The organism is Chelatococcus sp. GCM10030263 (assembly GCF_042666455.1).
Taxonomy (GTDB): domain Bacteria; phylum Pseudomonadota; class Alphaproteobacteria; order Rhizobiales; family Beijerinckiaceae; genus Chelatococcus.
Genome location: NZ_JBHTDB010000008.1, coordinates 139,824 through 159,494, shown reverse-complemented (window position 1 = coordinate 159,494; position 19,671 = coordinate 139,824). Strand labels below are relative to the sequence as shown.

At 64.3% G+C, this 19,671-nt stretch carries 20 protein-coding genes; 12 read left to right on the top strand and 8 right to left on the bottom strand.

The annotated features are described in order from the left end of the window. Positions 1-18 precede the first annotated feature (18 nt). A complete protein-coding gene (locus ACFQU1_RS18280; protein ID WP_378135274.1) occupies positions 19-1,314 on the bottom strand; it encodes an MFS transporter in 1,296 nt (431 codons plus the stop codon). 327 nt (positions 1,315-1,641) lie between these two features. Between ACFQU1_RS18280 and ACFQU1_RS18275 the strand changes: the two genes are divergently transcribed. The 4 genes from ACFQU1_RS18275 to ACFQU1_RS18260 all read left to right on the top strand — a co-directional run bounded on the left by ACFQU1_RS18275 (position 1,642) and on the right by ACFQU1_RS18260 (position 6,368). Continuing rightward, positions 1,642-1,797 (top strand): hypothetical protein, encoded by a 156-nt coding sequence (locus tag ACFQU1_RS18275; RefSeq protein ID WP_378135272.1) that lies wholly within the window; start codon positions 1,642-1,644, stop codon positions 1,795-1,797. Between the two features lie 471 nt (positions 1,798-2,268). Next, the gene (locus ACFQU1_RS18270) at positions 2,269-3,024 is read left to right on the top strand and encodes a hypothetical protein (RefSeq protein WP_378135270.1); all 756 of its coding nucleotides are present in this window, start codon (positions 2,269-2,271) and stop codon (positions 3,022-3,024) included. A 163-nt stretch (positions 3,025-3,187) separates the two neighbouring features. Beyond that, entirely contained in the window at positions 3,188-4,198 is a 1,011-nt protein-coding gene (locus ACFQU1_RS18265; protein WP_378135268.1) for a glycosyltransferase family 2 protein, read from the top strand. A gap of 67 nt (positions 4,199-4,265) precedes the next feature. Further along, on the top strand, positions 4,266-6,368 hold the full coding sequence (locus tag ACFQU1_RS18260; RefSeq protein ID WP_378135266.1) for a DUF6311 domain-containing protein: 2,103 nt from the start codon (positions 4,266-4,268) through the stop codon (positions 6,366-6,368). Positions 6,369-6,516: 148 nt separating this feature from the next. Here ACFQU1_RS18260 and ACFQU1_RS18255 read toward each other — a convergent pair whose 3' ends face one another. The 5 genes from ACFQU1_RS18255 to ACFQU1_RS18235 all read right to left on the bottom strand — a co-directional run bounded on the left by ACFQU1_RS18255 (position 6,517) and on the right by ACFQU1_RS18235 (position 9,890). Further along, positions 6,517-7,122 carry an SCO family protein gene (locus ACFQU1_RS18255; protein WP_378135264.1) on the bottom strand — a complete coding sequence of 202 codons (606 nt, stop codon included), beginning with the start codon at positions 7,120-7,122 and terminating at the stop codon, positions 6,517-6,519. 1 nt (position 7,123) lies between these two features. After that, positions 7,124-7,675, bottom strand: a complete 552-nt coding sequence (locus ACFQU1_RS18250) for a copper chaperone PCu(A)C (RefSeq protein WP_378135262.1) — start codon at positions 7,673-7,675, stop codon at positions 7,124-7,126. A gap of 102 nt (positions 7,676-7,777) precedes the next feature. Then, positions 7,778-8,161: a DUF2946 family protein gene (locus ACFQU1_RS18245; protein WP_378135259.1), complete on the bottom strand. Its 384-nt coding sequence runs from the start codon at positions 8,159-8,161 to the stop codon at positions 7,778-7,780. Positions 8,162-8,277: 116 nt separating this feature from the next. Continuing rightward, positions 8,278-9,087 (bottom strand): IclR family transcriptional regulator, encoded by an 810-nt coding sequence (locus ACFQU1_RS18240; RefSeq protein ID WP_378135257.1) that lies wholly within the window; start codon positions 9,085-9,087, stop codon positions 8,278-8,280. Next, on the bottom strand, positions 9,084-9,890 hold the full coding sequence (locus ACFQU1_RS18235) for an ABC transporter ATP-binding protein (protein ID WP_378135255.1): 807 nt from the start codon (positions 9,888-9,890) through the stop codon (positions 9,084-9,086). Before ACFQU1_RS18235 ends, ACFQU1_RS18240 begins: the two co-directional genes overlap by 4 nt. Positions 9,891-10,020: 130 nt before the next feature. Here ACFQU1_RS18235 and ACFQU1_RS18230 point away from each other — a divergent pair, with 130 nt between their 5' ends. The 5 genes from ACFQU1_RS18230 to ACFQU1_RS18210 all read left to right on the top strand — a co-directional run bounded on the left by ACFQU1_RS18230 (position 10,021) and on the right by ACFQU1_RS18210 (position 14,110). After that, on the top strand, positions 10,021-10,818 hold the full coding sequence (locus ACFQU1_RS18230) for an ABC transporter permease (RefSeq protein ID WP_378135253.1): 798 nt from the start codon (positions 10,021-10,023) through the stop codon (positions 10,816-10,818). 46 nt (positions 10,819-10,864) lie between these two features. Next, positions 10,865-11,848 (top strand): ABC transporter substrate-binding protein, encoded by a 984-nt coding sequence (locus tag ACFQU1_RS18225; RefSeq protein WP_378135251.1) that lies wholly within the window; start codon positions 10,865-10,867, stop codon positions 11,846-11,848. Between the two features lie 59 nt (positions 11,849-11,907). Then, positions 11,908-12,660 carry an SDR family NAD(P)-dependent oxidoreductase gene (locus ACFQU1_RS18220; RefSeq protein ID WP_378135249.1) on the top strand — a complete coding sequence of 251 codons (753 nt, stop codon included), beginning with the start codon at positions 11,908-11,910 and terminating at the stop codon, positions 12,658-12,660. 11 nt (positions 12,661-12,671) lie between these two features. Continuing rightward, positions 12,672-13,346 (top strand): hypothetical protein, encoded by a 675-nt coding sequence (locus ACFQU1_RS18215; protein WP_378135247.1) that lies wholly within the window; start codon positions 12,672-12,674, stop codon positions 13,344-13,346. A gap of 518 nt (positions 13,347-13,864) precedes the next feature. Further along, the gene (locus tag ACFQU1_RS18210; protein ID WP_378135245.1) at positions 13,865-14,110 is read left to right on the top strand and encodes a hypothetical protein; all 246 of its coding nucleotides are present in this window, start codon (positions 13,865-13,867) and stop codon (positions 14,108-14,110) included. 97 nt (positions 14,111-14,207) lie between these two features. On the opposite strand, the gene ACFQU1_RS18205 is transcribed toward ACFQU1_RS18210, so the two are convergent. Together ACFQU1_RS18205 and ACFQU1_RS18200 are read right to left on the bottom strand one after the other, a co-directional pair. Then, positions 14,208-15,521 (bottom strand): MFS transporter, encoded by a 1,314-nt coding sequence (locus ACFQU1_RS18205; RefSeq protein ID WP_378135243.1) that lies wholly within the window; start codon positions 15,519-15,521, stop codon positions 14,208-14,210. Positions 15,522-15,719: 198 nt separating this feature from the next. Next, on the bottom strand, positions 15,720-16,469 hold the full coding sequence (locus ACFQU1_RS18200; protein ID WP_378135241.1) for an SDR family NAD(P)-dependent oxidoreductase: 750 nt from the start codon (positions 16,467-16,469) through the stop codon (positions 15,720-15,722). A gap of 200 nt (positions 16,470-16,669) precedes the next feature. On the opposite strand from ACFQU1_RS18200, the gene ACFQU1_RS18195 reads away from it, so the two are divergent. The 3 genes from ACFQU1_RS18195 to ACFQU1_RS18185 all read left to right on the top strand — a co-directional run bounded on the left by ACFQU1_RS18195 (position 16,670) and on the right by ACFQU1_RS18185 (position 19,669). Then, positions 16,670-17,485: an IclR family transcriptional regulator gene (locus tag ACFQU1_RS18195; RefSeq protein ID WP_378135239.1), complete on the top strand. Its 816-nt coding sequence runs from the start codon at positions 16,670-16,672 to the stop codon at positions 17,483-17,485. 295 nt (positions 17,486-17,780) lie between these two features. After that, positions 17,781-19,037: a 3-oxo-tetronate kinase gene (otnK, locus tag ACFQU1_RS18190; protein ID WP_378135508.1), complete on the top strand. Its 1,257-nt coding sequence runs from the start codon at positions 17,781-17,783 to the stop codon at positions 19,035-19,037. Continuing rightward, positions 19,034-19,669, top strand: coding sequence for an aldolase (locus ACFQU1_RS18185; protein WP_378135237.1), 636 nt, complete (start codon positions 19,034-19,036; stop codon positions 19,667-19,669). Before otnK ends, ACFQU1_RS18185 begins: the two co-directional genes overlap by 4 nt. The last annotated feature ends 2 nt before the right edge of the window (positions 19,670-19,671 follow it).

Sequence of the window (19,671 nt, the reverse complement as noted above, 5' to 3'; positions counted from 1 at the left end):
TGCTCAAATCGAGCGTGCTCACACCGGCCGGCCCGGCCGCGACCGCGCCGCGCCGGCCGCGGAGGCGGCAGTCGTGTTGCGCTCCATGTGCCAGGATGCACCGGCGAGCCCGAGGCCGGTGACCAGGATGGCGATGCCCCAGGCCTGATAATACAAGGCGATGTCGGCGATGAGGACGAAGGTCGGCATGATGTAGATGACCATGCCGGTGCCGCTGGTCAGCATCGAGGTGAGCGCCAGCACGCGGCCGATATAGGCTGGATCGGCCAGGGTGAGGATGCGGCCGCTGCAGACGGCGCGCGACAGGGCGAAGAGCGCGCCCATGATCGCATAGAGCGCGACGGCGACGCTGACGGAACGCGACAGGGCAAAAGCGACCATGACGAGGCCGAGTACCGCCAGCATGGCGAACTCGACCCAACCGCGATAGCTCGATTGCTGCCGCAGGAATGCGGCGGCAGCGAGCGCGCTGCCCCCGCCGGCCGACCAGACGGCCTCAAGCAGGCCGTAGACGTCGCTGCCCGCGTGCAGCGTATCGCGCACGAAGCCGGGCACGAGCGTATTGGTCATCTGTGCGACCGAGACCAGAAGGGCGACGCCCAGAATTGCGCCGGCTAAGCGCCAGTCGGTGAGGGCATAGCGCAGGCCCTCCCGCCAATCCGCCGAGAAGCTGTTGCCGGTCGGCGGTGGTGCTTCCGTCATGTCGCGGGTGAAATAATCGCCGAGGATGAGCAGCACGCCGGCTATGACGACCATGAGCCCAACGCAAAGCTCTGCGCCCCAGAGGTGCAGGGCGACGCCGGAGATGCCGGTGCCGGCGACGAAGCCGACCTGCCCGACGACGCCGAGCCGCATGTTGATCCTCATGCGCTGCTCCGGCGGGAAGAGCTTCTGGAAAACGCCCGCCATGGCGCCACCGCCCGAAGCCGGCCCGGCCGTGTTGAGAATGGTGGAGGCGAACAGGGCAAAGGTCAACCAGGCGGGATACAGTACGCCGGCAAAGAGAATCGTGGTGCCGAGAAGCCGCACCACTTGCCCGCGCAGCACCATGCTGCGCCGGCTGCGCCGGTCGACCAGCACGCCGCCGATCGCGGAAACGACGATATTGGTGACACCGCTGATGAAGAACAGCTGGCCGACGAGGGCGATGGTCCCGTGGTTCGCCGCAACCCAGGAGACGCCCACAAGGCCTACCCCAATGAGGCACATCGTCAAGAATGAAAAGGCGATGCAACCCAGGAGGAAATGACGGCGTCTGGCCGCGAGACCTGCCGTCGGTCCGTCCTTGCTGAGGGCATGATCCGTTGATCCCATCGTTAATCCTGCATGCAAGGCTGCTCTGAGTGCATTGTTGGCGATGGCATTCGCTACGCCTGTGCCCAGGCTACAGGTTTATATTTCAAGAAATGAGGCTATTGGTCAATGAATTTGTATCGTCTACAAAATAGACAAATAAGCATTAATATTGCTCTTTATTCAATATACTTAAATATTATTGACATTGCGCTCGGATGGCTGAATCGTATTGGCAGAAAAGCCCGCCGCAGCATGGAACGCCTTACGCTGACCGCGGCACGGCGTAGGGCATACTCGTATAATGTCCGGTGGAGTCTTCAGTTCGCCGCGATCAAGGAGACGGACATGAGTGAGGAAACGATCCAAGCCATCGATCTGGATGAGCTCACCGGTACGCTGGAGCCTTGCCTGCAGTCGCCGGAATGCAGCGACGGATCGGCCGGAACGGGTGGCGGCGGCGGTAACAGCGGCGGCGGTGGCGGTGGCTCCGTCGGGCCCTGAAGACGTGGTCAGTAGAGAGCGGAGTGGCTCTCCCGAATGAGAAAGAAAAGGAGACGGTCATGAGTGAGGAAACGATCCAAGCCATCGATCTGGATGAGGTCACCGGCACGCTGGAACCTTGTCTGCAGTCGCCGGAATGCAGCGACAGCACGCAGACCTGAAGCGCTGCATCAAACAAGCATTGCTTCAGTTGAAGCGACTAGAGGCAGGCAATAGGCGGGAGGCGAGCTCATGAATGTCGTGGCAATGCAAGAGATGCGGCAGGCCGGGCCAGTCGTGGCCTTGCCTCTCGATACCTGCAGGGAATTCATCGACGCACTGGTCGCCGATGGACTTATGCTGTCGTCGCTCGATGTCTTGAAGGACCATAGAATTTTCGACGCGCATAGGAGCGCGATCGATCGTTTGACGGTCGACCTCTACATGCCCGTCCATGACAGCCTCGACAATCCCAAATGCGGGATCATCGGGGTGGACGTGCCGCCGGGGCTGGCCACCAGGCCGACCGCGGATGCCGTGATGGGCGCCGTTATCGCCGCCGCTGTGGCCGCCCGGTTCATGACCCCGGCCCTCGATGTCCGCAACGGCACCCCGTTCACGCTCTACACCGCCTCCGCGCAAAACGAGGCGCGGTTGAAGCAGGCTGGCCTCAAGTTTTTCTCACCGAATGAAAAGCTCGGCTTCCATACGGACGGCCTGATCCGCAACGACGCGATTTACGTGCCGCGCTATCTCGCGCTTTACAACATCCTCATTGCCTACCGCCGGCCCGGCAATTTCCTTTGGGTGCCGTTCTCCCTGTGGCCCGACTTTGAACGCTATGGCGAGAGCATCGGCTGGAACGTCCCCTACCGCTTTGCGATGACCCCGATCGTCTATTCCGGCGCTATAGGGCAGGCCAGCCTGCCCGCGCCACGCTTCATCGAAGCGCCGATCTTCTGGCGGGACGGCGGGCAGCAGCAAGCTGTCTTTCTCAACGGCGAGGTGATCGGGCCGGCGAGCGCCACCGCCCGGTTCGACATGGGTCATCTGATAGAGATGAAAGACTCGATCAGCATGCGCTCCACGCGCCTCGCCGTGCCACAGCGGGCCCGAAGGCTCATTCTGATGAACAACGGCGCCGGCTTCCACGCCCGCGACGTCTTTGCGGATCCGGTACCGGGCGTGCGCTACACGCGCTCCTTCATGCGATCGGTCTCGACGGAGGGGCTGCGCGTCTATAACTGAGCCGAACGGCTGAGACGCGTCCCACTCCTTGTTTGACGGCGACGCCGAGCTGTGAGTGGCGCGGTCGCCGCCCCAGGCCACCAGATTGACCCTGCCCGGCTGGACCGATAAGCATTTCGGCTCTTATTGCGCAGTGGGAAATCGCGTGTCCAGGGATTTGGCCGTGTCAGTTCGGCCCGAGCATCCGCACCTATCGATCGTCGTCCCGGTTTTCAACGAGGAGGCGGCGGTTCCTCTATTCCTCGAGGCGATGGAGAGACTGCAGGTCGAGGGGGTGGCCGTCGAATTCGTCTTCGTCAATGACGGCTCGATCGACCGCACCTCGGAGGTCATCCGTAGCTACCGGGGGGCCGCTGGAACGATCAAGCTCATCGAACTGTCGCGCAATTTCGGCAAAGACATCGCGCTCTCCGCCGGGATCGACCATGCGACGGGGGACGTCGTCGTTCCCATGGATGTCGATCTGCAGGATCCGCCCGAGCTCATTCCCGTGTTCCTGAGCCATTGGCGGGAGGGCTATGACGTCGTCTACGGCGTGCGCGAGGACCGCAGCAGCGACAGCGCGCTCAAGCGGGTGACGGCCGAGGCGTTCTACCGGGTGTTCAACGCCTTCTCGCAAAGCGAAATCCCCCCGAATGCAGGGGACTTCCGCCTGCTCGACCGCAGCGTCGTCGATGCGCTGCGCCGCCTGCCCGAACGCTCCCGCTTCATGAAAGGCCTGTTCGCCTGGGTCGGCTTCCGCGCGAAAGCCGTGCCCTATGAGCGGCGGCCGCGTTCGGCCGGCACGACCAAATGGAACTACTGGAAGCTGTGGAATTTCGCCCTTGACGGGCTCGTGTCCTTCTCGTCCATTCCGCTCAGGATCTGGGCCTATATCGGCGCCGGCATCGCTTTCGTCTCGTTTCTCTACGGCTTCCTGATTATCGTCCAGGTGCTTCTTTTCGGCCGTTCGGCGCCCGGCTACGCCTCTCTGATGACCGCTGTGCTGTTCTTCGGTGGCATTCAGCTCCTGTCCGTCGGCATATTGGGCGAATATATCGGGCGCATTTTCGTCGAGGTGAAGGGCCGGCCGCTCTATATAGTCCGTGAAGTCTACGAGAATTCTCCAACATTGCATTCATCGGCAAGCGGTAACGAGAATCACTCGGGTGAAGCGTTCCGTATAACCTCCTGATTGTGACGGTCAGGGTAAGTATACCAGCCTATTAAGCTTCTCTTATGTTCATTTTGGCGGGCCTCCGATGCGTTTTCGTTCTGACCTCGTTCGCGCGATTGGCGCTTACGCCTGCGCCACGGCCTTGGGCGCTGCATTGTTCTTTTGGATTTACTCCTGGAGCTACGTGACCGGGCAGGCGCCGTTTTTCGATCCACCGGCCGGCGATGCAGCACAGGCGCTCGTGGGTGCCAATTATTTCCTGGCGGACCCATGGCACTGGTCGCCACTGAAGGTTCCGCAAATCCATCCTCCAGAAGGGCTATCCATCATTTATACGGATAGCGTGCCGATTTTGGCGCTTATTGTTAAGATCCTGATGGGCGTTGGCTCCGGACCTGTGAACTACGTCGGGTTCTGGCTTCTTATCTGTTTTGCCTTGCAAGGCGTCGGAGCAGTCTACCTGCTGCGTTCATTTGGCGAGCGTCGCCTGACCGTCCTTGTTTTCGGCTCCGCTTTGTTTCTGCTTACGGGAAGCTTCATTTGGCGACAGGTGGCGGAGCACTTTGCCCTCTGCGGTCACTTCATGCTGCTCTTTGCGCTCGGCCTGGCCGTGCGGGTAGTGCGAGACGGTCGCCACTGGCGGGGACGGGCTGGCGCCTTTGCCGTGCTGTCCACGGTATCCACCCTCATTCATCCCTATCTCGGTGCCATGGTTATCGGCTGCTGCGCAATCGCCGCTCTGAGCATGTGGATTGATCAACGCCGGTTTTGGGCTGCAGCCTTGGGCCTCACAGCAGCGTTCGTGACGACGGTTGGCGTGGTCTTGATTTTGGGCTTCAACGCGGCAGGCGACCGCGGTGGCTACGGCTATTTCTCGCTCAATCTGCTTGGGCCGTTCTGGCCGCAGGTCTCGGGTATTTTCGGGCCGCATCTTCCGATCATCGATGCCACCGGTGGGCAAGCTGAAGGATACGCCTATCTGGGCGCCGGCCTGCTGGGGCTGTCGCTCCTTGCGCTGGCCGCGATTGTCGCCAAACGGCAAAGGTTCATGCCGGAGCTGCGTTCGGGCTGGACGCTCTTTGTCGGCATGGCTGTCGTTTATCTGTTCGCGGTGAGTTCAGTGGCTTATGCCGGCCATTTCAAACTGTACGATTTGGGCAGTGTGCCGGATTTGGTGCAGACTTTTCGGTCTTCCGGCCGTTTCGTCTGGCTTCCCCTTTATCTCGGGTCGGCGGCTGTCATTATGGCGGTGGCGCGAAGCGTCCGGTTCGCGGCTCTCATTCCCATCCTGGCCGCAGCTCTGGTCCTGCAGGCCATCGATCTTCGACCGATGATGGCCATGGCCACAGGCAAGGCTGAGGAGCCCAGGCCTTGGTCGATCGACAGGGGTGTGTGGGGTCCGCTGCTGGCAACGCATTCCAATCTCAAAGTGCTCCCCAACTACTGGTGTGGGATGGGCAGCTTCGAACGGGCCTTTCTGGAGCTGAGCTATCTCGCAAGCCGTTATAATCTGCCGATCAACCAAGCTCGCAGCGCTCGCCGTCCGATCGATCCCGAATGCCGGTCCGACTTCGCCGCAATTTCACAGATGGCTCTGAGGTCCGGCGATCTCGTCGTGGTCCCAGCGGCTGCCGTTCCGGCCGTAGAACGGGCGTTCATCTCGCAGAATTCCGCCTGTCGTGCCTTCGACGGGGGCTATGCTTGTAGTCTGGGATGGAATGCGATCACTGATCCTGAGGTGCAGAGTGCATTCAGAACTGAGCCTTTGTCGATGCCGCCTGGCTATGGGCGCGGGGCGCGAATTTCCTTTGCAGCGAACGGCCAAGGTGCGGAGACCCAACTCTACGGCTGGGCGGGACCGGAGTCTTTCGGCACCTGGAGCCTCCAGTCACGCGCTGTTCTGCTGGTTCCCGTCGACATAACCAACCTCCCGCAGGCACTCACCTTTGAGATCAATGCCTATGGCTCGCAGAATGTCCGCATCCAACTGGGTGAAAGCAACCGCCATGACTTTCAAATCGGCGGCGGACCGGAACATTTGACCATACCACTGACGCCGAACGACGTGTCGAACGGTGCCCTGCGGGTTACTTTCGAAACGCCGGATTCCAAATCCCCTTCGACGACCGGCGAGAGCACTGACAGCCGGGTCCTCGGTGTGGCTCTCCGATCGATCACCTTTGACTAAGGCTTTCAAGCGAAGTGCATAGCGTCTCGGCCGCTTCGGCCGAGACGCTGTTGCGCGCTCCCCTCGTTCATCCGAATGAGAGCGGTGGGACGCCTGTTCCCCGCCGGCCAGGACCGGCGAGGAGATGGTTTCCACCAATGCAAGCGGCTCAGAGCTCCGCCAAGCTTCGCAGCTTGGCGAGTTGGGCCTCTTCCTTCTCCTGATAGGCGATGGTGCCGGTGAAGGCGCCCTTTGCATCCATGAGATAGACGATTGCCGAATGGTCCAGCGTGTAGTCGCCGTTGTCGGTCGGCACCTTGCGCCAATAGACCTTATAGGCCTTGGCGAGCTTGGCGATTTCCTCCTCGCTGCCGGTAAGGCCGACGATATGCGGGTCGAAGGAGGCAAGATAGGTCTTCAGGAGCTCGGGCGTGTCGCGCGCGGGATCGAGCGTGACGAAGAGCACCTTGATGCGGTCGGCGTCCGGGCCGAGCTTCTGCAGCGCCTGGGAGAGTTCCCAGAGCGTGGTGGGGCAGACCTCCGGGCAATGGGTGAAACCGAAGAAGACAGCATAAGGCTTACCCTTCAGGTCGGCGTCCGACAGCGTTTTGCCGTCCTGCGTTGTCAGCCGGAAGGGGCCGCCGATATCGGCGACCCCCGTGGTGCTGACCGTCGGGCGTTTGGGCGCGAGCACGGTGAGGCCAGCTGCGGCCGCCACCGTGAGGGTCACCGCCGCGCAGGCGACGAACACCAGGCCTTTCAGCCGGGGACGCATGTCAGTGCCCCATTGCTTTATGGTCGTGATCGCCGGGCGAGGAGCCGATGGCCTCGACCGCGAAGGTCACGTTCACCTTGCCCGCCTTCTCGAAGGTCAGGGTTCCCGCGAAGGACTCGCCCTGCTTCGGCGGGCGCTTCAGATCGAGCAGCATGAGGTGATAGGAGCCGGGCTTCAGCGCGAGCTCGCCATTGGCCGGAACAGGCAGACCATCGGGCTGCGGCCGCATGGTCATGACGCCGTCCTTCGTGCTCATCTCGTGGATCTCGGCGCGGCCGGCGATCTCGGCCGTGGCGGCCACCAGCCGATCGGGCGTGGCGCCGTGGTTGACGACGACGAAATAGCCGCCCGCCACCTTGGCGCCCACCGGAATGGCGCGTGACCACGGATGCTTGATCTCGAGATTGCCCAGCTTGAATTCATGGGCGAAGGCGGGTGCCGCCATCAGCAGCAGGGCGAGCACGGCGGCACCGAGCGTTTCAGGACGTCTGCGCGAGACGCCAATGCGCCCGAGATCGGGACGGGTGAGAACGGACTGGGAAAGATTTGCCATGATGGAGGCTCCAAAGGCGACGGCGTCGCGCCGGCTTTGCGGCGGCGGCCGTCTCGGTCCGACAGGAACGAAGGGGTCGCCCATCGAGGGCGGGCCGATGCGTCAGACGTGAGGTGGAGCGCGGGGATTGCCGGGTGTTCGCCGCTCTTCGGGGGGCGGCGGCTGATCGGCGAAGGCGAAGACCGGCGCACGCGCGATCTGCCGCGGCACGAGCATGCTGGCCATTGCCGGCGGCGGAGCCACCGTCGGCCCGAACATGCTGCAGCCGAGAACGCAGCAGGCGGGCAGATGGGCGTGATCGGGAGGCTGCCCGGTGCCGTCCGGTGCGGTGGCGGTGCCATGGAAGGTGCAGATGACGGTGGAGAGCTGTCGGCTCGGTGCCGCCTGGGCGCCAAGGGCGATGCCGGTGACGAGCATCTGCACCACGACGAGATAGGCCACGCCAAGCGCAACCCAGAGATCCCATCCTTGGCGCCGCCTGTTCACGACGATCGTCTCACCTCATCCGCACCTGCGGCGTAACACGGCAGCTGAGCCGAGGGAACCGCCTCCGACTTGCGGCATGGTGCCCCGGGTAGACGGGGCAGCGGGCGAGCGCCGCGTCAGCTCCAGACGAGCGCCATGTCGGTGGCGGCCCGGCGCAGGAGCGGCACGATCTCCTCGATCCGCTGCGGCGGCAGGCGCGAGATCGGTGCGGCGACGCTCATGGTGCCGACGAGCGTGCCGTCGCGCCGGATCGGCACCGCCACAGCGCCGACGCCGATCTCGGCTTCCTCCCGGGCAAGCCCGAATCCGTGCCGCCTGGTTTCGGCAAGCTCCTCGGCGAGCGCCGCCAGGCTGCGGATGGTGTTGGGCGGGGCCTCCCGCCATTTGCCGAGCCCGGCAGCGAGCGCGATGCGCGCGGCATCATCGGCGGAGAGCGATGCAAGCCACACTTTGCCATTGGCGGTGGCGAAGGGAACGATACGCTCGCCCATGTCGGGCTCGTAGACGAGGCCGGAGCGCCGCCCGCGCGCCGAAGCGATCCACACCAGTGCGCCATTCTTGACCGCGGTCAGCCGCACCAGCTCCTTCGTGCGCCGCGCCACTTCCTCGAGCACCGGCTGGCGTAGGTCCGCCTTGTCCAGGCGGGCCAGCTGCCGCTGGCCGATCAGCGCCATATGCAGCGTGAGACTATAACATTCGCTCTCGCTGCTCTGGTCGGCCCAGCCGTTCTCGACAAGGCTCGTGAGGATGCGGTGGGCGGCGCTCTTAGGGATCGCGAGCTTGTGGGCGATGTCGCTCAGGCGGATCGGCTCCTCCGCCAGGGCGAGGAGTTCCAGCGTCGCGAGCGCGCGCTCGACGGCGCCGCTCGGGCTCTCGCGGCCGCCGGTCTCAGGTGCGGTGCCGAGGGAGGATGGCATGGCGCTCATGTCGCTTGCGCCTCGCCGTGCAGCACGCCGCGTGACAGGAAGATATCGGTGATCTCCTCGCTCTTGCGCAGGAATTCGGGATTGCGACGGGCGGCGAGGCCGCGCGGGCGGGCCATGTCGATATCCATGATGCGTTCGATGCGGCCGGGACGCGGCGTCATCACGATCACCCGGTCGGCGAGCAACACCGCCTCGTCGATGGAATGGGTGATGAACAGCACGGTCATGCGGTTCTTCAGCCAGAGGGCTTCGAGATCGACCCGCATCTGCTCGCGGGTCAAGGCGTCGAGAGCGCCGAAGGGCTCGTCCATCAAAAGCAGCCGAGGCTCGAGCAGCAGCGCGCGGGCGATGGCGGCGCGCTGCTTCATGCCACCTGAGAGCTCATGCGGATAGCGGTCCGCGAAATCGCCCAGGCCGACGCTGGCGAGCAGTTCGCGCGCGCGACCGCGCAGTTCAGCCTTGCTCACACCGACCATGTCGGCGGGAAAGAGCACGTTCTCGACGATGGTGCGCCAGGCGAGCAGCACATGGCTTTGGAAGACGATGCTCATGTCGGCGGGAGGCTTTGCCGAACGATCGCCGAAGACGGCAATCTCTCCGCTGGTCGGCATCGACAGCCGGGAGATGAGCCGCATCAGGGTGGACTTGCCGCAGCCGGACGGGCCGACCACCGCGACGAATTCGCCATCGCCGATCGTGAGGTCCACGCGCTCCAGGGCGACGACCGGCGCACTCGCGCTGCCGAAGACCTTGCTGACGCCGTCGAGCGAAACCCCTGCACGAGGGACGGTGCCTTCACGCATCGATCAAAATTCTCCCATGCTCCCGCCGGCATGACGCAGGAAATTTCTTGACGGAACACTGTTCCAAGAAGAACAATGTTCCAGCCTTGGGTCAAGCCTGCTGCATGAAAACGGCGCGCCGGGAGGAGCTATGACGTCTGGGAGTGGATGGCTGCGGCATGCGCATACGGCGGCGAGCCTCGTCGGCGCGCTCGTCTTGTGGGAGATCGCCGTTCGGCTGCTCGGCACCCCCGAATATATTCTGCCCGCGCCGAGCAAGGTGCTGGTGGATCTCGCCAGGAACTACGCCGCCGTGGCACCGGCCGCCTATTACACCATGGAGCCCATGGTGCTCGGCTTTCTGGTCGCCGTGGTGCTCGGCGTCGCGCTGGCGCTGCTCGTCGTCTATTCGCATCTCTTCGAGCGCATCTTCTATCCCTTGCTCGTGGTGCTGCAGATCATTCCGAAGATCGCGGTGGCGCCGCTCTTCATCATCTGGGTCGGCTTCGGGTTGCCCTCGAAAATTCTGCTCGTGTTCCTCCTGTCGTTCTTCCCGATCGTGGTGAATTCCATCGTTGCCTTCAAATCGATCGAGCCGGAGGTCTATGATCTCGCCAAGAGCTATCGCGCGAGCCGGCTCAAGATCTTCTGGCGCGTCGAGCTGCCGAGCGCCATGCCCTCGCTCTTTGCCGGCTTCAAGGTGGCAGCCGCGCTCTCCGCCACGGCAGCTGTGGTGGCGGAGTTCGTCGCCTCCGACAACGGGCTCGGCTATCTCTTGCTGAACTACAATGGCAATCTCAATACGAGCATGACCTTTGCGGTCATTCTCGTGCTCAGCCTGCTCGGCCTGGTGCTCTACGGCGTCGTCGAGATCGTCGAGCGCTGGGCCATTCCCTGGCATGTGTCGCAGCGCCGGGACGATTTCACGGTCGGAAAAAGCGGCGTGTGACGCCGCGAACAACCAATAGAGACAACAAGCTTCAGGGAGAGGGCTGATGAATCCGATCACGAAAACAATACTGGCTCTGTTCGCTGCCGGAATGAGCCTTGCCGTGGCAACGAACGCGCGGGCCGAGGACGCGGTGAGCCTGCGGCTCAACTGGCTCTTGAGCGGCGTGCATTCCATCTTCTACTACGGCGTCGACCGTGGCTTCTATGGCGACGAGAACATCAAGCTCACCATCGGCGAGGGGCAGGGCTCGACGCGGGCCGTGCAGGTGGTGGCGACCGGCGGCGACACCTTCGGGGTCGCGGACGGCGGCAGCATCATCGCGGCGGCAACCCGCGGCGCGCCGGTGAAGGCCGTGCTCGGCATCATGAACACCTCGCCCTATGGCCTGTCCTTCCGCGCCGACTCAGGTGTCAAGACGATCAAGGATGTGGAGGGCAAAACCCTTGCCGGGACGGCAGGCGAAGCCTCCATGGCGCTGCTGCCGGCCATCTGGAAGGGCAATGGGGTCGATGCTTCCAAGATCCGCATGCTCAATGTGGATGGCCCCGGCAAGCTCGTCGCCATTCTGCAGAAGCGCGCCGACGGCATCCTGGCCGGTCTCGAAGGACAGGTGATCATCCTGGAGCAGCGCGGCCTCGACCAGAAGGTGTTCTCCTTCGCCGAGCTCGGCGTGAATACCCAGGGGCTCACCATTGTCGCCAGCAACGACACGATCGCCAGCAACAAAGACCTGGTTGCCCGTTTCGTCCGCGCGACGCTGAAGGCTATGGAGGCGACGAAGGCCGATCCGGATGCGGCTGTGGCCGCCGCCGTCAAGGCAAGGCCCGACGCGGACAAGGCGCTCGTCAAGGCGCAGCTGCTTGCCTCGCTCAAGCTCGTGCCGTCGCCCACCGCGCCGGATCTGCCGCTCGGCGAGATGGCGCCCGCCGACTGGGCGCGGACGCTCGATCTCATGAAGAGCTATCAGGACGTTGCGACGGCGATGCCGGCCGAGGGCTTCTATACGAACGAATTCGTGACGAAATAGATGAGGGCCGTCGTGGTTGGCGGCTCGCGGCGGTGGCGCAGGTTCCGCGAGGGCAGCCGATGACAGCGACCTACGATCTCATTGGCCGGGTGGCGGTCATCACCGGCGGGACCGGCGGCTTCGGCACGGCGATCACGGCCCGGCTCAAGGCCTGTGGGGCCGTGCCCGTGCTCTGGGACCTCCAGGCGGCGCTCGATCGTGCGAAGCTGTCCGAGGGCACGCATGCGACCGCGGTCGATGTCACCGACGAGGCGAGCGTCAATGCCGCAGCGGCGGCGCTTGCAGCCCGCTTCGGGCCGCCGGATATCCTTATCAATAATGCCGGCATCGTCGGCGAAGTGCGGCGCACCTGGGAGATTCCGGTCGCCGAGTTCCGGCGCATCCTCGATGTCAATCTGATGGGCGCCTTCCTCGTCTGCCGCGCGCTCGTGCCGCTGATGCTGCAGCAGGAAAAGTCCAGGCGCCGGGGCCGCATCGTCAATATTGCATCCATCCAGGCCAAGGAAGGCATGCATAACGCCGCCGCCTATAGCGCGGCCAAGGCCGGGCTCGTGGCCATGACCAAGTCGCTCGGCAAGGAGCTTGCCGAGGAGGGCATCCTGGTCAATGCTGTCACGCCCGCGGCGTCCCTGACGGCGATGAGCGTCGATGCGCCCAGGGACCGGCTCGCCGACATTCTCGGGCGCATCCCCATGCGCCGCTTCCTGGAGCCCGAGGAGGTCGCCGCGCTGGTCGCGTGGTTGTCGTCCGACGAATGCAGTTTCAGCACCGGCGCCGTGTTCGATCTGTCGGGCGGGCGCGCTACCTACTGAGGATGATTGCCATGGCACTTCTGGGACGCGCCGTCGTCGCGATATGGAACGACATTCTGCCCGAAGCAAAAGCCAATTTCCTCGAGTGGCACAACCGCGAGCATATTCCCGAGCGGGTCGCCATTCCCGGCTTCCTGCGCGGGCGCCGCTATGAGGCCTGGTATGGCGAGCCGGCTTATTTCACGCTCTACGAGGCACGCGACCAGGATGTGCTCACCGGCGCGGACTATCTGGAGCGCCTGAACGATCCGACCGCCTGGACCAAGGAGGTGACGGCCGCTTTTCGCAATACCTCACGCGGCGTCTGCACCACCGTGTTCACGGCCGGCGCCGGTGATGGCGGCGCCTTGGTGACGTTGCGTTTCGAAGCCGAGGCCGACCAGCGCGATGCGCTTGCCGAGTATCTCAAGACGCGGCTGGCCGAGGCGGAGCGTCAGCACGGCATCTCCGGTGCGCATCTGTGCATCGCCGATGCAGCGGCAAGCGGCGTCGAGACCAATGAAAGCAGAGGGCGCCAAGTCGGCGTGCCCAATTGGATCGTCATGGTCGAGGGCTCGGATCCGGCGCATGTGGATGCGGCGACGGATAGCCTGCTGCACGGCGGCCTCGCGGCGCATGGGGCGATCGACGAGCCCGAGCGTGGCCTCTACCGCCTGCAATATTCGCTCGTCGCTCGGTCGGATTAGCGCCCGCATTATTGCGGCAAATATGCGCGATTATTCGAGTGGAGGTTGCGACGGAGTTTGCCAGCCATTTGACTGTCTTTGCATTGCAGCGCCTGCGATTCCGTGCGGTGAATGCTCACGAGAGACAAGCGTCGCACACGACGCCTCCAGCGAGGGAATTATGCATCTGCTATCGTCTTCCGAAGTCGAACGGGTTGCTGGGGGCGATGCCTTCTGTGCGGCGAAAGTCTCCATCTGGGGCACTGTAACTGGTGCGACTATTGGGGCCGTGGTTGCGAGATTTGCCAGTTCGACGCTCGGTGTCCTCGTTGGAATTCTCGTGGCGGGGAGCACCTTGGCGTTCGCCGGCCCGACGCGGTGTGAGGACCAGCAAGCGGATCTGTCCCGGTCCCCCCACATCAGCTGAGATCGCGTTCCGGCCGTGGTGCTCGTGTCGGCGCTGCATCGTGAGAGCGCACTTTTCGTGTCCTGAAATCGGCGCGCATTAAGATAGCGCTTGGCATACCTCGTGTGACGCTATGCTTTTACTTTCGGACGCCGAGATCGAACAGATCGCCGGAGGCGATGCTCTTTGCCAGGTTGAAGTCGGGATCTGGGGTGCTGGGCTCGGCGCGATGATCGGCACCGGCGTCGGCCTTGCGATCAACCCACTGCTCGGTCTCGCGATAGGTGCCGTTATTGCTGGTTCGGCCATGGTTTTCGCCCCCGACACGCTATGCCGGGGGCGCGAAGTGGATACAACCCACTTTCCCTATATCAACTGACCGCCTTGTGCGGGGCCTTTAAGACGTGTGCATGCAGCGCATGCGAGTCGCCATTCCTTGTGGTCCTCGCCTCGCTTTTGGACCCAGTGCTGTAGCCTCATCGCCTAGCGCCGCCCGCCACTTCAGCCGCGGTGATCGGCCGGTTCGGCAGCACGAAGAGATAGGCCGCGGCCGACGCGAGCCCGATGACGGAGCCGACCACCAAAGCCGGCACGAAGCTGCCCGAGGCTTCGACGATGAAGCCGGTGACCGTCGGGGCGAGAGCGCCGCCGAGATAGCCGCCGAAATTCATGATGCTGCCGAGCGAACCGGTGTTGTTTTCCGGCGCCGCGACGCTGACGAGCGCCCAGCCCATGGCGCTGGACGCGCCCGCGCAGAACATCACCACGGAAATGCAGGCGACGGCGAGCGTGTTGCTCGGAGTCTCGGCCGCGAGATAGGTGAAGGCGGCCATGCCGACGAGCGCGATGATCGCCGGAAAGCGGCGGCTGTTGATCGGCGAAAGGCCGGCAGCCATCAATTTGTCGGCCACGAAACCCGTGCCGATGCTGCCGACGACGCCGAAGGCGTAAGGGATCGCCGCCACCCAGCCGGTCTTCTGCAGGCTCATGCCGCGCTGCATCTCCAGATACCCGGGGAGCCAAGCCTGGAACAGCCAGAGCAGATAGATGATGCCGAAGAAGCCGAGAATGAGGCCCCAGGTCACCCGGAAGGAGAACAGGCGCCTCCATTCCGCGAAGGTGATGGGCTCGGCCACACGCGGCTCTTCGCCGTCGGCCAGATAGTTCTGCTCCTCCGCGGTCAGGCCTGCTTCGTTGGGATCGCGATAGATCACGAACCAGAGAACGGCGATGACGATGCCCGCAAGCCCCATGATGATGAACATCCAGCGCCAGCCGAAGGCGAGCATCAGGGCGGTCAGGAGGGGTGGGGCAATGGTCGGGCCGAGTGTCGAGGTGCAGTTGTAGATGCCGGTCGGCAGGCCGCGGTTGCGAACGTTGTACCAGTCCTTCACCACCCGCGCGCCGGATGAGAACATGGGGGCTTCACCGAGCCCGAGGACGACTCGGGCGACGATGAACTGGCCGAAGCTGCCGATGAGCCCGGCCGCGGCTTGCGCGAGCGACCAGATGAAGAGGCCGGCGCCGAGCAACCGGCGGGAGCCGAAGCGGTCGATCAACGCGCCGCCCGGAAGCTGGGCGAAGGCATAGGCCCAGAGAAAGGCCGACAGCAGCATGCCCATTTCAGCGATGGAGAGCCCGAGGTCCTGCCGGATCAGGGTGCCGCCGACGGCGAGCGTCGCGCGGTCCACATAGTTCAAGGTGCCGGCAACGATGAGCAGCACCAGCGCCGAGCGCTGGATCGTCCTGATGCGCGGCGGCCGCGCGGTGGACGGAGTGCCTTTCAACATGATCGTCTCCTCCCCCTGTCGGGGCGTCAGGCGAGCGGACGTCCAAGCTTGCGCGGGCGTGAGTTCGCCACTCGGTTCGTGCAACGCCTCACTTCCGTGAGGTGGGAGTCGCGGGAGGGCTCCAGGTCGAGAACAGCCGCGCGCCGGCACAGCCGGCGCGAAGCACTTTGGTAGAAATCTGCAGTCGTGGGCGGCGGGTCAGTAGGTGGCGCGACCGCCGGAGATGTCGAATACGCCGCCGGTCGTGAAGGAGCACTCTTCCGAGGCGAGCCAGCAGATCAGGGATGCGACCTCCTCGATCTCGCCGAAGCGTCCCATGGGGATCTTCGACAGCATGAAATCGATATGCTCCTGGGACATCTGCGCGAAAATGCCCGTGCGAACGGCGGCCGGAGTGACGCAATTGACGGTGATCTTTGTCTTGGCGAGTTCCTTGCCGAGCGACTTCGTCAGGCCGATGACGGCCGCTTTCGAGGCGCTATAGGCGGGGGCATTGGGGTTGCCTTCCTTGCCGGCGATCGAGGCGATATTGACGATCCGACCATATCCCTTCTCGAGCATGTGCGGCACGACCGCTTTGTCGCAGTAGAACAAGCCGTTCAGATTGACATCGATCACCCGCCGCCAGTCTTCAACCGGATATTGCCAAGTCGTGGTATTCGGGCCGGTGATGCCGGCGCTGGCGACGAGAATATCGATGCCGCCGAAAGTCTGCGCGGTGGTTGCGGCCGCGGCCTCGACCGCGCTCCAGTCGGCGACGTCCAGCGCGATGCCGATGACCTTGTCGCCGAACTTGGCTTTGGCTGCGTCGATCTGCGTCTGGTCCCGATCCCAGATGGCGGCGCGGCCGCCCTCCGCCACGATGCGTTCGATGACGGCGAGGCCGATGCCCGCCGCGCCGCCGGTGACGACGGCGGTGCGCGTGTTGAAGCGAGTCGTGTCTGCCATCAGCGTTTCTCCATGAGCTGCGGGGTGGGCATTCTACATTATGCGGAAAGTGTCTCCGGCAGGGAGGGCCGTGGCCTGCGCAGCTCTCACCCAGGGTTGCGGCCTCACCGGCGGCAGGATATCAATGGATCCCACAATGTGGTATTCTCTCCTATTATATAGGATCACCTAATGAGGCAAAGAGCTGGTGTCAATTGGAAATGAATGACGAGAACGGTTCGCTGGGTGAGGAGAGCGGCCATGCGACAGGCGCGTCCAAGACGGCGCCGGCAGGCAGCCAAGCCTTGATGCGGGCGCTCGACATCATCGATGCGGCCTCGGGTGATCCGGTTGATCTGCAGCGGCTTGCCGGCGCGGTCGGTCTGACGCGCAGCACCACCCACAGGCTGGCGAGCACCCTCGTTGCCCGTGACTATCTGCGCTTCACGCCGGGCGAGGGCTACACGCTCGGGCCGAAGCTCCTCGAACTCGGCCATCGCGCCGGCGCCCAGCGACCGCTGACGCGGATTGCCCGGCCGCATCTCGACCGGCTGGCGAACGAGACCGGCGACACCGTCCATCTCGGCGTGCTCGAAGGAGATTGGGCGCTTTATCTCGACAAAATTCCCGGCAAGCGCCGTTTCGAGATCAGCTCACGGGTCGGCGAGCGGCATCCCGTCTGGTCGACGGGGCTTGGCAAGGCGCTGATCCTCGGATGCGAGGAGAGGCTGTGGGACCATTTTTTCGCAATCGGCACGGCGCGCGGTCCCTACCGAGCGGGCGACAAACAGGCTTGGCTCGCACGCATGCGCGACTATGCCCATCGCGGCTATGCCTTCGATCTCGAGGAAAACGAGCCGCAGGTGCGCTGCGTGGCCGCGCCCATCCGCAGCGCGAGCGGCGAGACGGTTGCGGCGATCAGCGTCTCCAGCGCCGCGCATTATATGGACGATGCGCGCATGGAGGCGCTCACCCGGGTCGTCAGCGCGACAGCCGACGCCATCAGCAGCGACTTGGGTTGGAGAAGCCGCGCGTGATGCGCGCGTCAGTGCCCCTTTTGCTCCCCGCATATTTCAGATGACAAGGAGATAGCCGTCGATTAACTGGACTGCTGAGCGGTCCAGTTAACGGTGCTGAGCCTCGTCTCGCGGCGAAGGATCTGACATGCTCTCGGGGCGAGTCCTCCGGGCGAAGTCCTCCGGGCGAACTCCTCGGAGCAAACTCTCTGGGGCGCTCTTTGGGTGAGCGGCATGTTGGCTGCACGAAGAAGGCGGCGGGCGCCGGTGGGCTGCCCGTCCTTAAACGAAAGCTATTGTGGCTGGGGAGGAAGACATGCTGCTCGGGGCCATTGCTGACGATTTCACCGGAGCGAGCGATCTCGCCAATACCCTCGCCAAAGGCGGCATGGCGACCATTCAGTTCGTCGGCACGCCGACGGATGCCGCGCCGGCCGACTGCGAGGCAGGCGTCGTCGCCCTGAAGACGCGCTCGATCGGCAAGGACGATGCGGTGCGCCAGTCGCTCGAAGCTCTCGCCTGGCTGAAGGCCCAGGGCTGCCGGCAATTCCTGTTCAAATATTGCTCGACCTTCGACTCGACCCCGGAAGGCAATATCGGCCCCGTCGCGGAGGCGCTCCTCGACGCGCTCGATGCGCCGATCGCTGTGGTCTGCCCGGTGTTTCCGGCAACCGGCCGCACGCTCTATATGGGTCATCTCTTCGTGAAGGACCGCCTGCTCAGCGAATCCGGCATGGAGAACCACCCGCTGAATCCGATGACGGACCCGGACATCCGCCGTTGGCTCAGACGCCAGACCAAAGGCGATGTGGGTCTGTTGGCCTACGACGTGGTGCGCCGGGGGAGCGAGGCGGTTTCCGCCGCGCTCGCCGAGGAGGGGCGCTCCGGCCGTCGCCTCGTGGTGGTCGACGCCGTGACCGACGAGGACCTGCGCACGATCGGCAAGGCGATCGCCGACCATCGCCTGGTCACCGGCGGTTCGGGGATCGCGCTGGGGCTCCCCGACAATTTCCGCGCGCAAGGACTTCTGTCGGGCAGGGCGGCGGCGCTGCCGCCGACCCCCGGCCCGGCTTGCGTCCTCTCCGGTTCCTGCTCCACCGCTTCGCGGGCGCAGGTCGCCGATTATGCGGCGAACCATCCGGCGCTGCTCGTCGAACCGGCCGATCTTCTCGCCGGATCGATGACGACAGAGCGGGCGGTCGCTTGGGTCGAGGAGCACTGGGCCGACGCGCCGATGGTCTATTCCACCGCCGATCCCCACCAGGTCGCGGAGGTGCAGAAGGTCTTCGGACGGGAGCGCGTCGCCGACGCCATCGAGCGTTTCATGGGCGATCTCGCCCGGCAGCTGGCGGCGAAAGGGCTCACCCGGCTCGTCGTCGGCGGCGGCGAAACGTCGGGCGCCGTGGTCACGGCGCTCGGCCTCTCGAGCCTGCGCATCGGCCGGGAGATCGATCCGGGCGTGCCGGCGCTTGCCGCCGATATCGGGCGCCCCCTCGGGCTCGCGCTCAAGAGCGGGAATTTCGGGACGGTCGACTTTTATGACAAGGCCCTGAGGATGCTGGAGCAGCCATGAGCGAAGCAAGCCTGCGCCGCGACATCGTCAAATGGGGGCGCTCGCTGTTCGAGCGGGGCCTCACCGCCGGGTCGTCCGGCAACATATCGGTCAAGCTCGACGACGGCTTCCTGGTAACGCCCACGAATTCCTGTCTGGGCTTTCTCGAACCCGAGCGCCTGTCGAAGCTCGATGCCGCAGGCAGCCTCATTTCCGGCGACCCGCCCACAAAGGAATTGCCGCTTCATTTCGCCTTCTACGAAGTGAGACCGACGGCGAAGGCGGTCGTCCATCTCCATTCGACGCATGCGACGGCGCTCTCCTGCCTCGCTGATGTCGATCAGGAGGATGCCATCCCGCCCATCACGCCTTATGTCGTCATGCGGGTCGGCAAGGTGCCGGTCGTGCCCTATACGCGCCCGGGCGCACCGGATGTGGCGCCGCTCATCCGCGCCAAGGCGGGCGAGCATCCGGCGATCCTGCTCGGCAACCATGGCCCCGTCGTCGCCGGCATCTCGCTCGATGCCGCCGTCTTCGCCATGGAGGAGCTGGAGGAAACGGCTCGTCTCGTCCTCCTGACCCGCGGGATGAAGGTCCGGCTTCTCTCGCCCGAGGCGATCGCCGATCTCAACGCCACTTTCCGTCTGAAGTGAAG

Coding starts and splice junctions, on each gene's coding strand:
- ACFQU1_RS18275 (WP_378135272.1), top strand. CDS start 1,642: ATGAGTGAGGAAACGATCCAAGCCATCGATCTGGATGAGCTCACCGGT.
- ACFQU1_RS18215 (WP_378135247.1), top strand. CDS start 12,672: ATGGCACTTCTGGGACGCGCCGTCGTCGCGATATGGAACGACATTCTG.
- ACFQU1_RS18195 (WP_378135239.1), top strand. CDS start 16,670: ATGAATGACGAGAACGGTTCGCTGGGTGAGGAGAGCGGCCATGCGACA.
- ACFQU1_RS18210 (WP_378135245.1), top strand. CDS start 13,865: ATGCTTTTACTTTCGGACGCCGAGATCGAACAGATCGCCGGAGGCGAT.
- ACFQU1_RS18235 (WP_378135255.1), bottom strand. CDS start 9,890: ATGCGTGAAGGCACCGTCCCTCGTGCAGGGGTTTCGCTCGACGGCGTC.
- ACFQU1_RS18260 (WP_378135266.1), top strand. CDS start 4,266: ATGCGTTTTCGTTCTGACCTCGTTCGCGCGATTGGCGCTTACGCCTGC.
- ACFQU1_RS18220 (WP_378135249.1), top strand. CDS start 11,908: ATGACAGCGACCTACGATCTCATTGGCCGGGTGGCGGTCATCACCGGC.
- ACFQU1_RS18240 (WP_378135257.1), bottom strand. CDS start 9,087: ATGAGCGCCATGCCATCCTCCCTCGGCACCGCACCTGAGACCGGCGGC.
- ACFQU1_RS18280 (WP_378135274.1), bottom strand. CDS start 1,314: ATGGGATCAACGGATCATGCCCTCAGCAAGGACGGACCGACGGCAGGT.
- ACFQU1_RS18250 (WP_378135262.1), bottom strand. CDS start 7,675: ATGGCAAATCTTTCCCAGTCCGTTCTCACCCGTCCCGATCTCGGGCGC.
- ACFQU1_RS18255 (WP_378135264.1), bottom strand. CDS start 7,122: ATGCGTCCCCGGCTGAAAGGCCTGGTGTTCGTCGCCTGCGCGGCGGTG.
- ACFQU1_RS18185 (WP_378135237.1), top strand. CDS start 19,034: ATGAGCGAAGCAAGCCTGCGCCGCGACATCGTCAAATGGGGGCGCTCG.
- ACFQU1_RS18230 (WP_378135253.1), top strand. CDS start 10,021: ATGACGTCTGGGAGTGGATGGCTGCGGCATGCGCATACGGCGGCGAGC.
- otnK (WP_378135508.1), top strand. CDS start 17,781: ATGCTGCTCGGGGCCATTGCTGACGATTTCACCGGAGCGAGCGATCTC.
- ACFQU1_RS18200 (WP_378135241.1), bottom strand. CDS start 16,469: ATGGCAGACACGACTCGCTTCAACACGCGCACCGCCGTCGTCACCGGC.
- ACFQU1_RS18205 (WP_378135243.1), bottom strand. CDS start 15,521: ATGTTGAAAGGCACTCCGTCCACCGCGCGGCCGCCGCGCATCAGGACG.
- ACFQU1_RS18225 (WP_378135251.1), top strand. CDS start 10,865: ATGAATCCGATCACGAAAACAATACTGGCTCTGTTCGCTGCCGGAATG.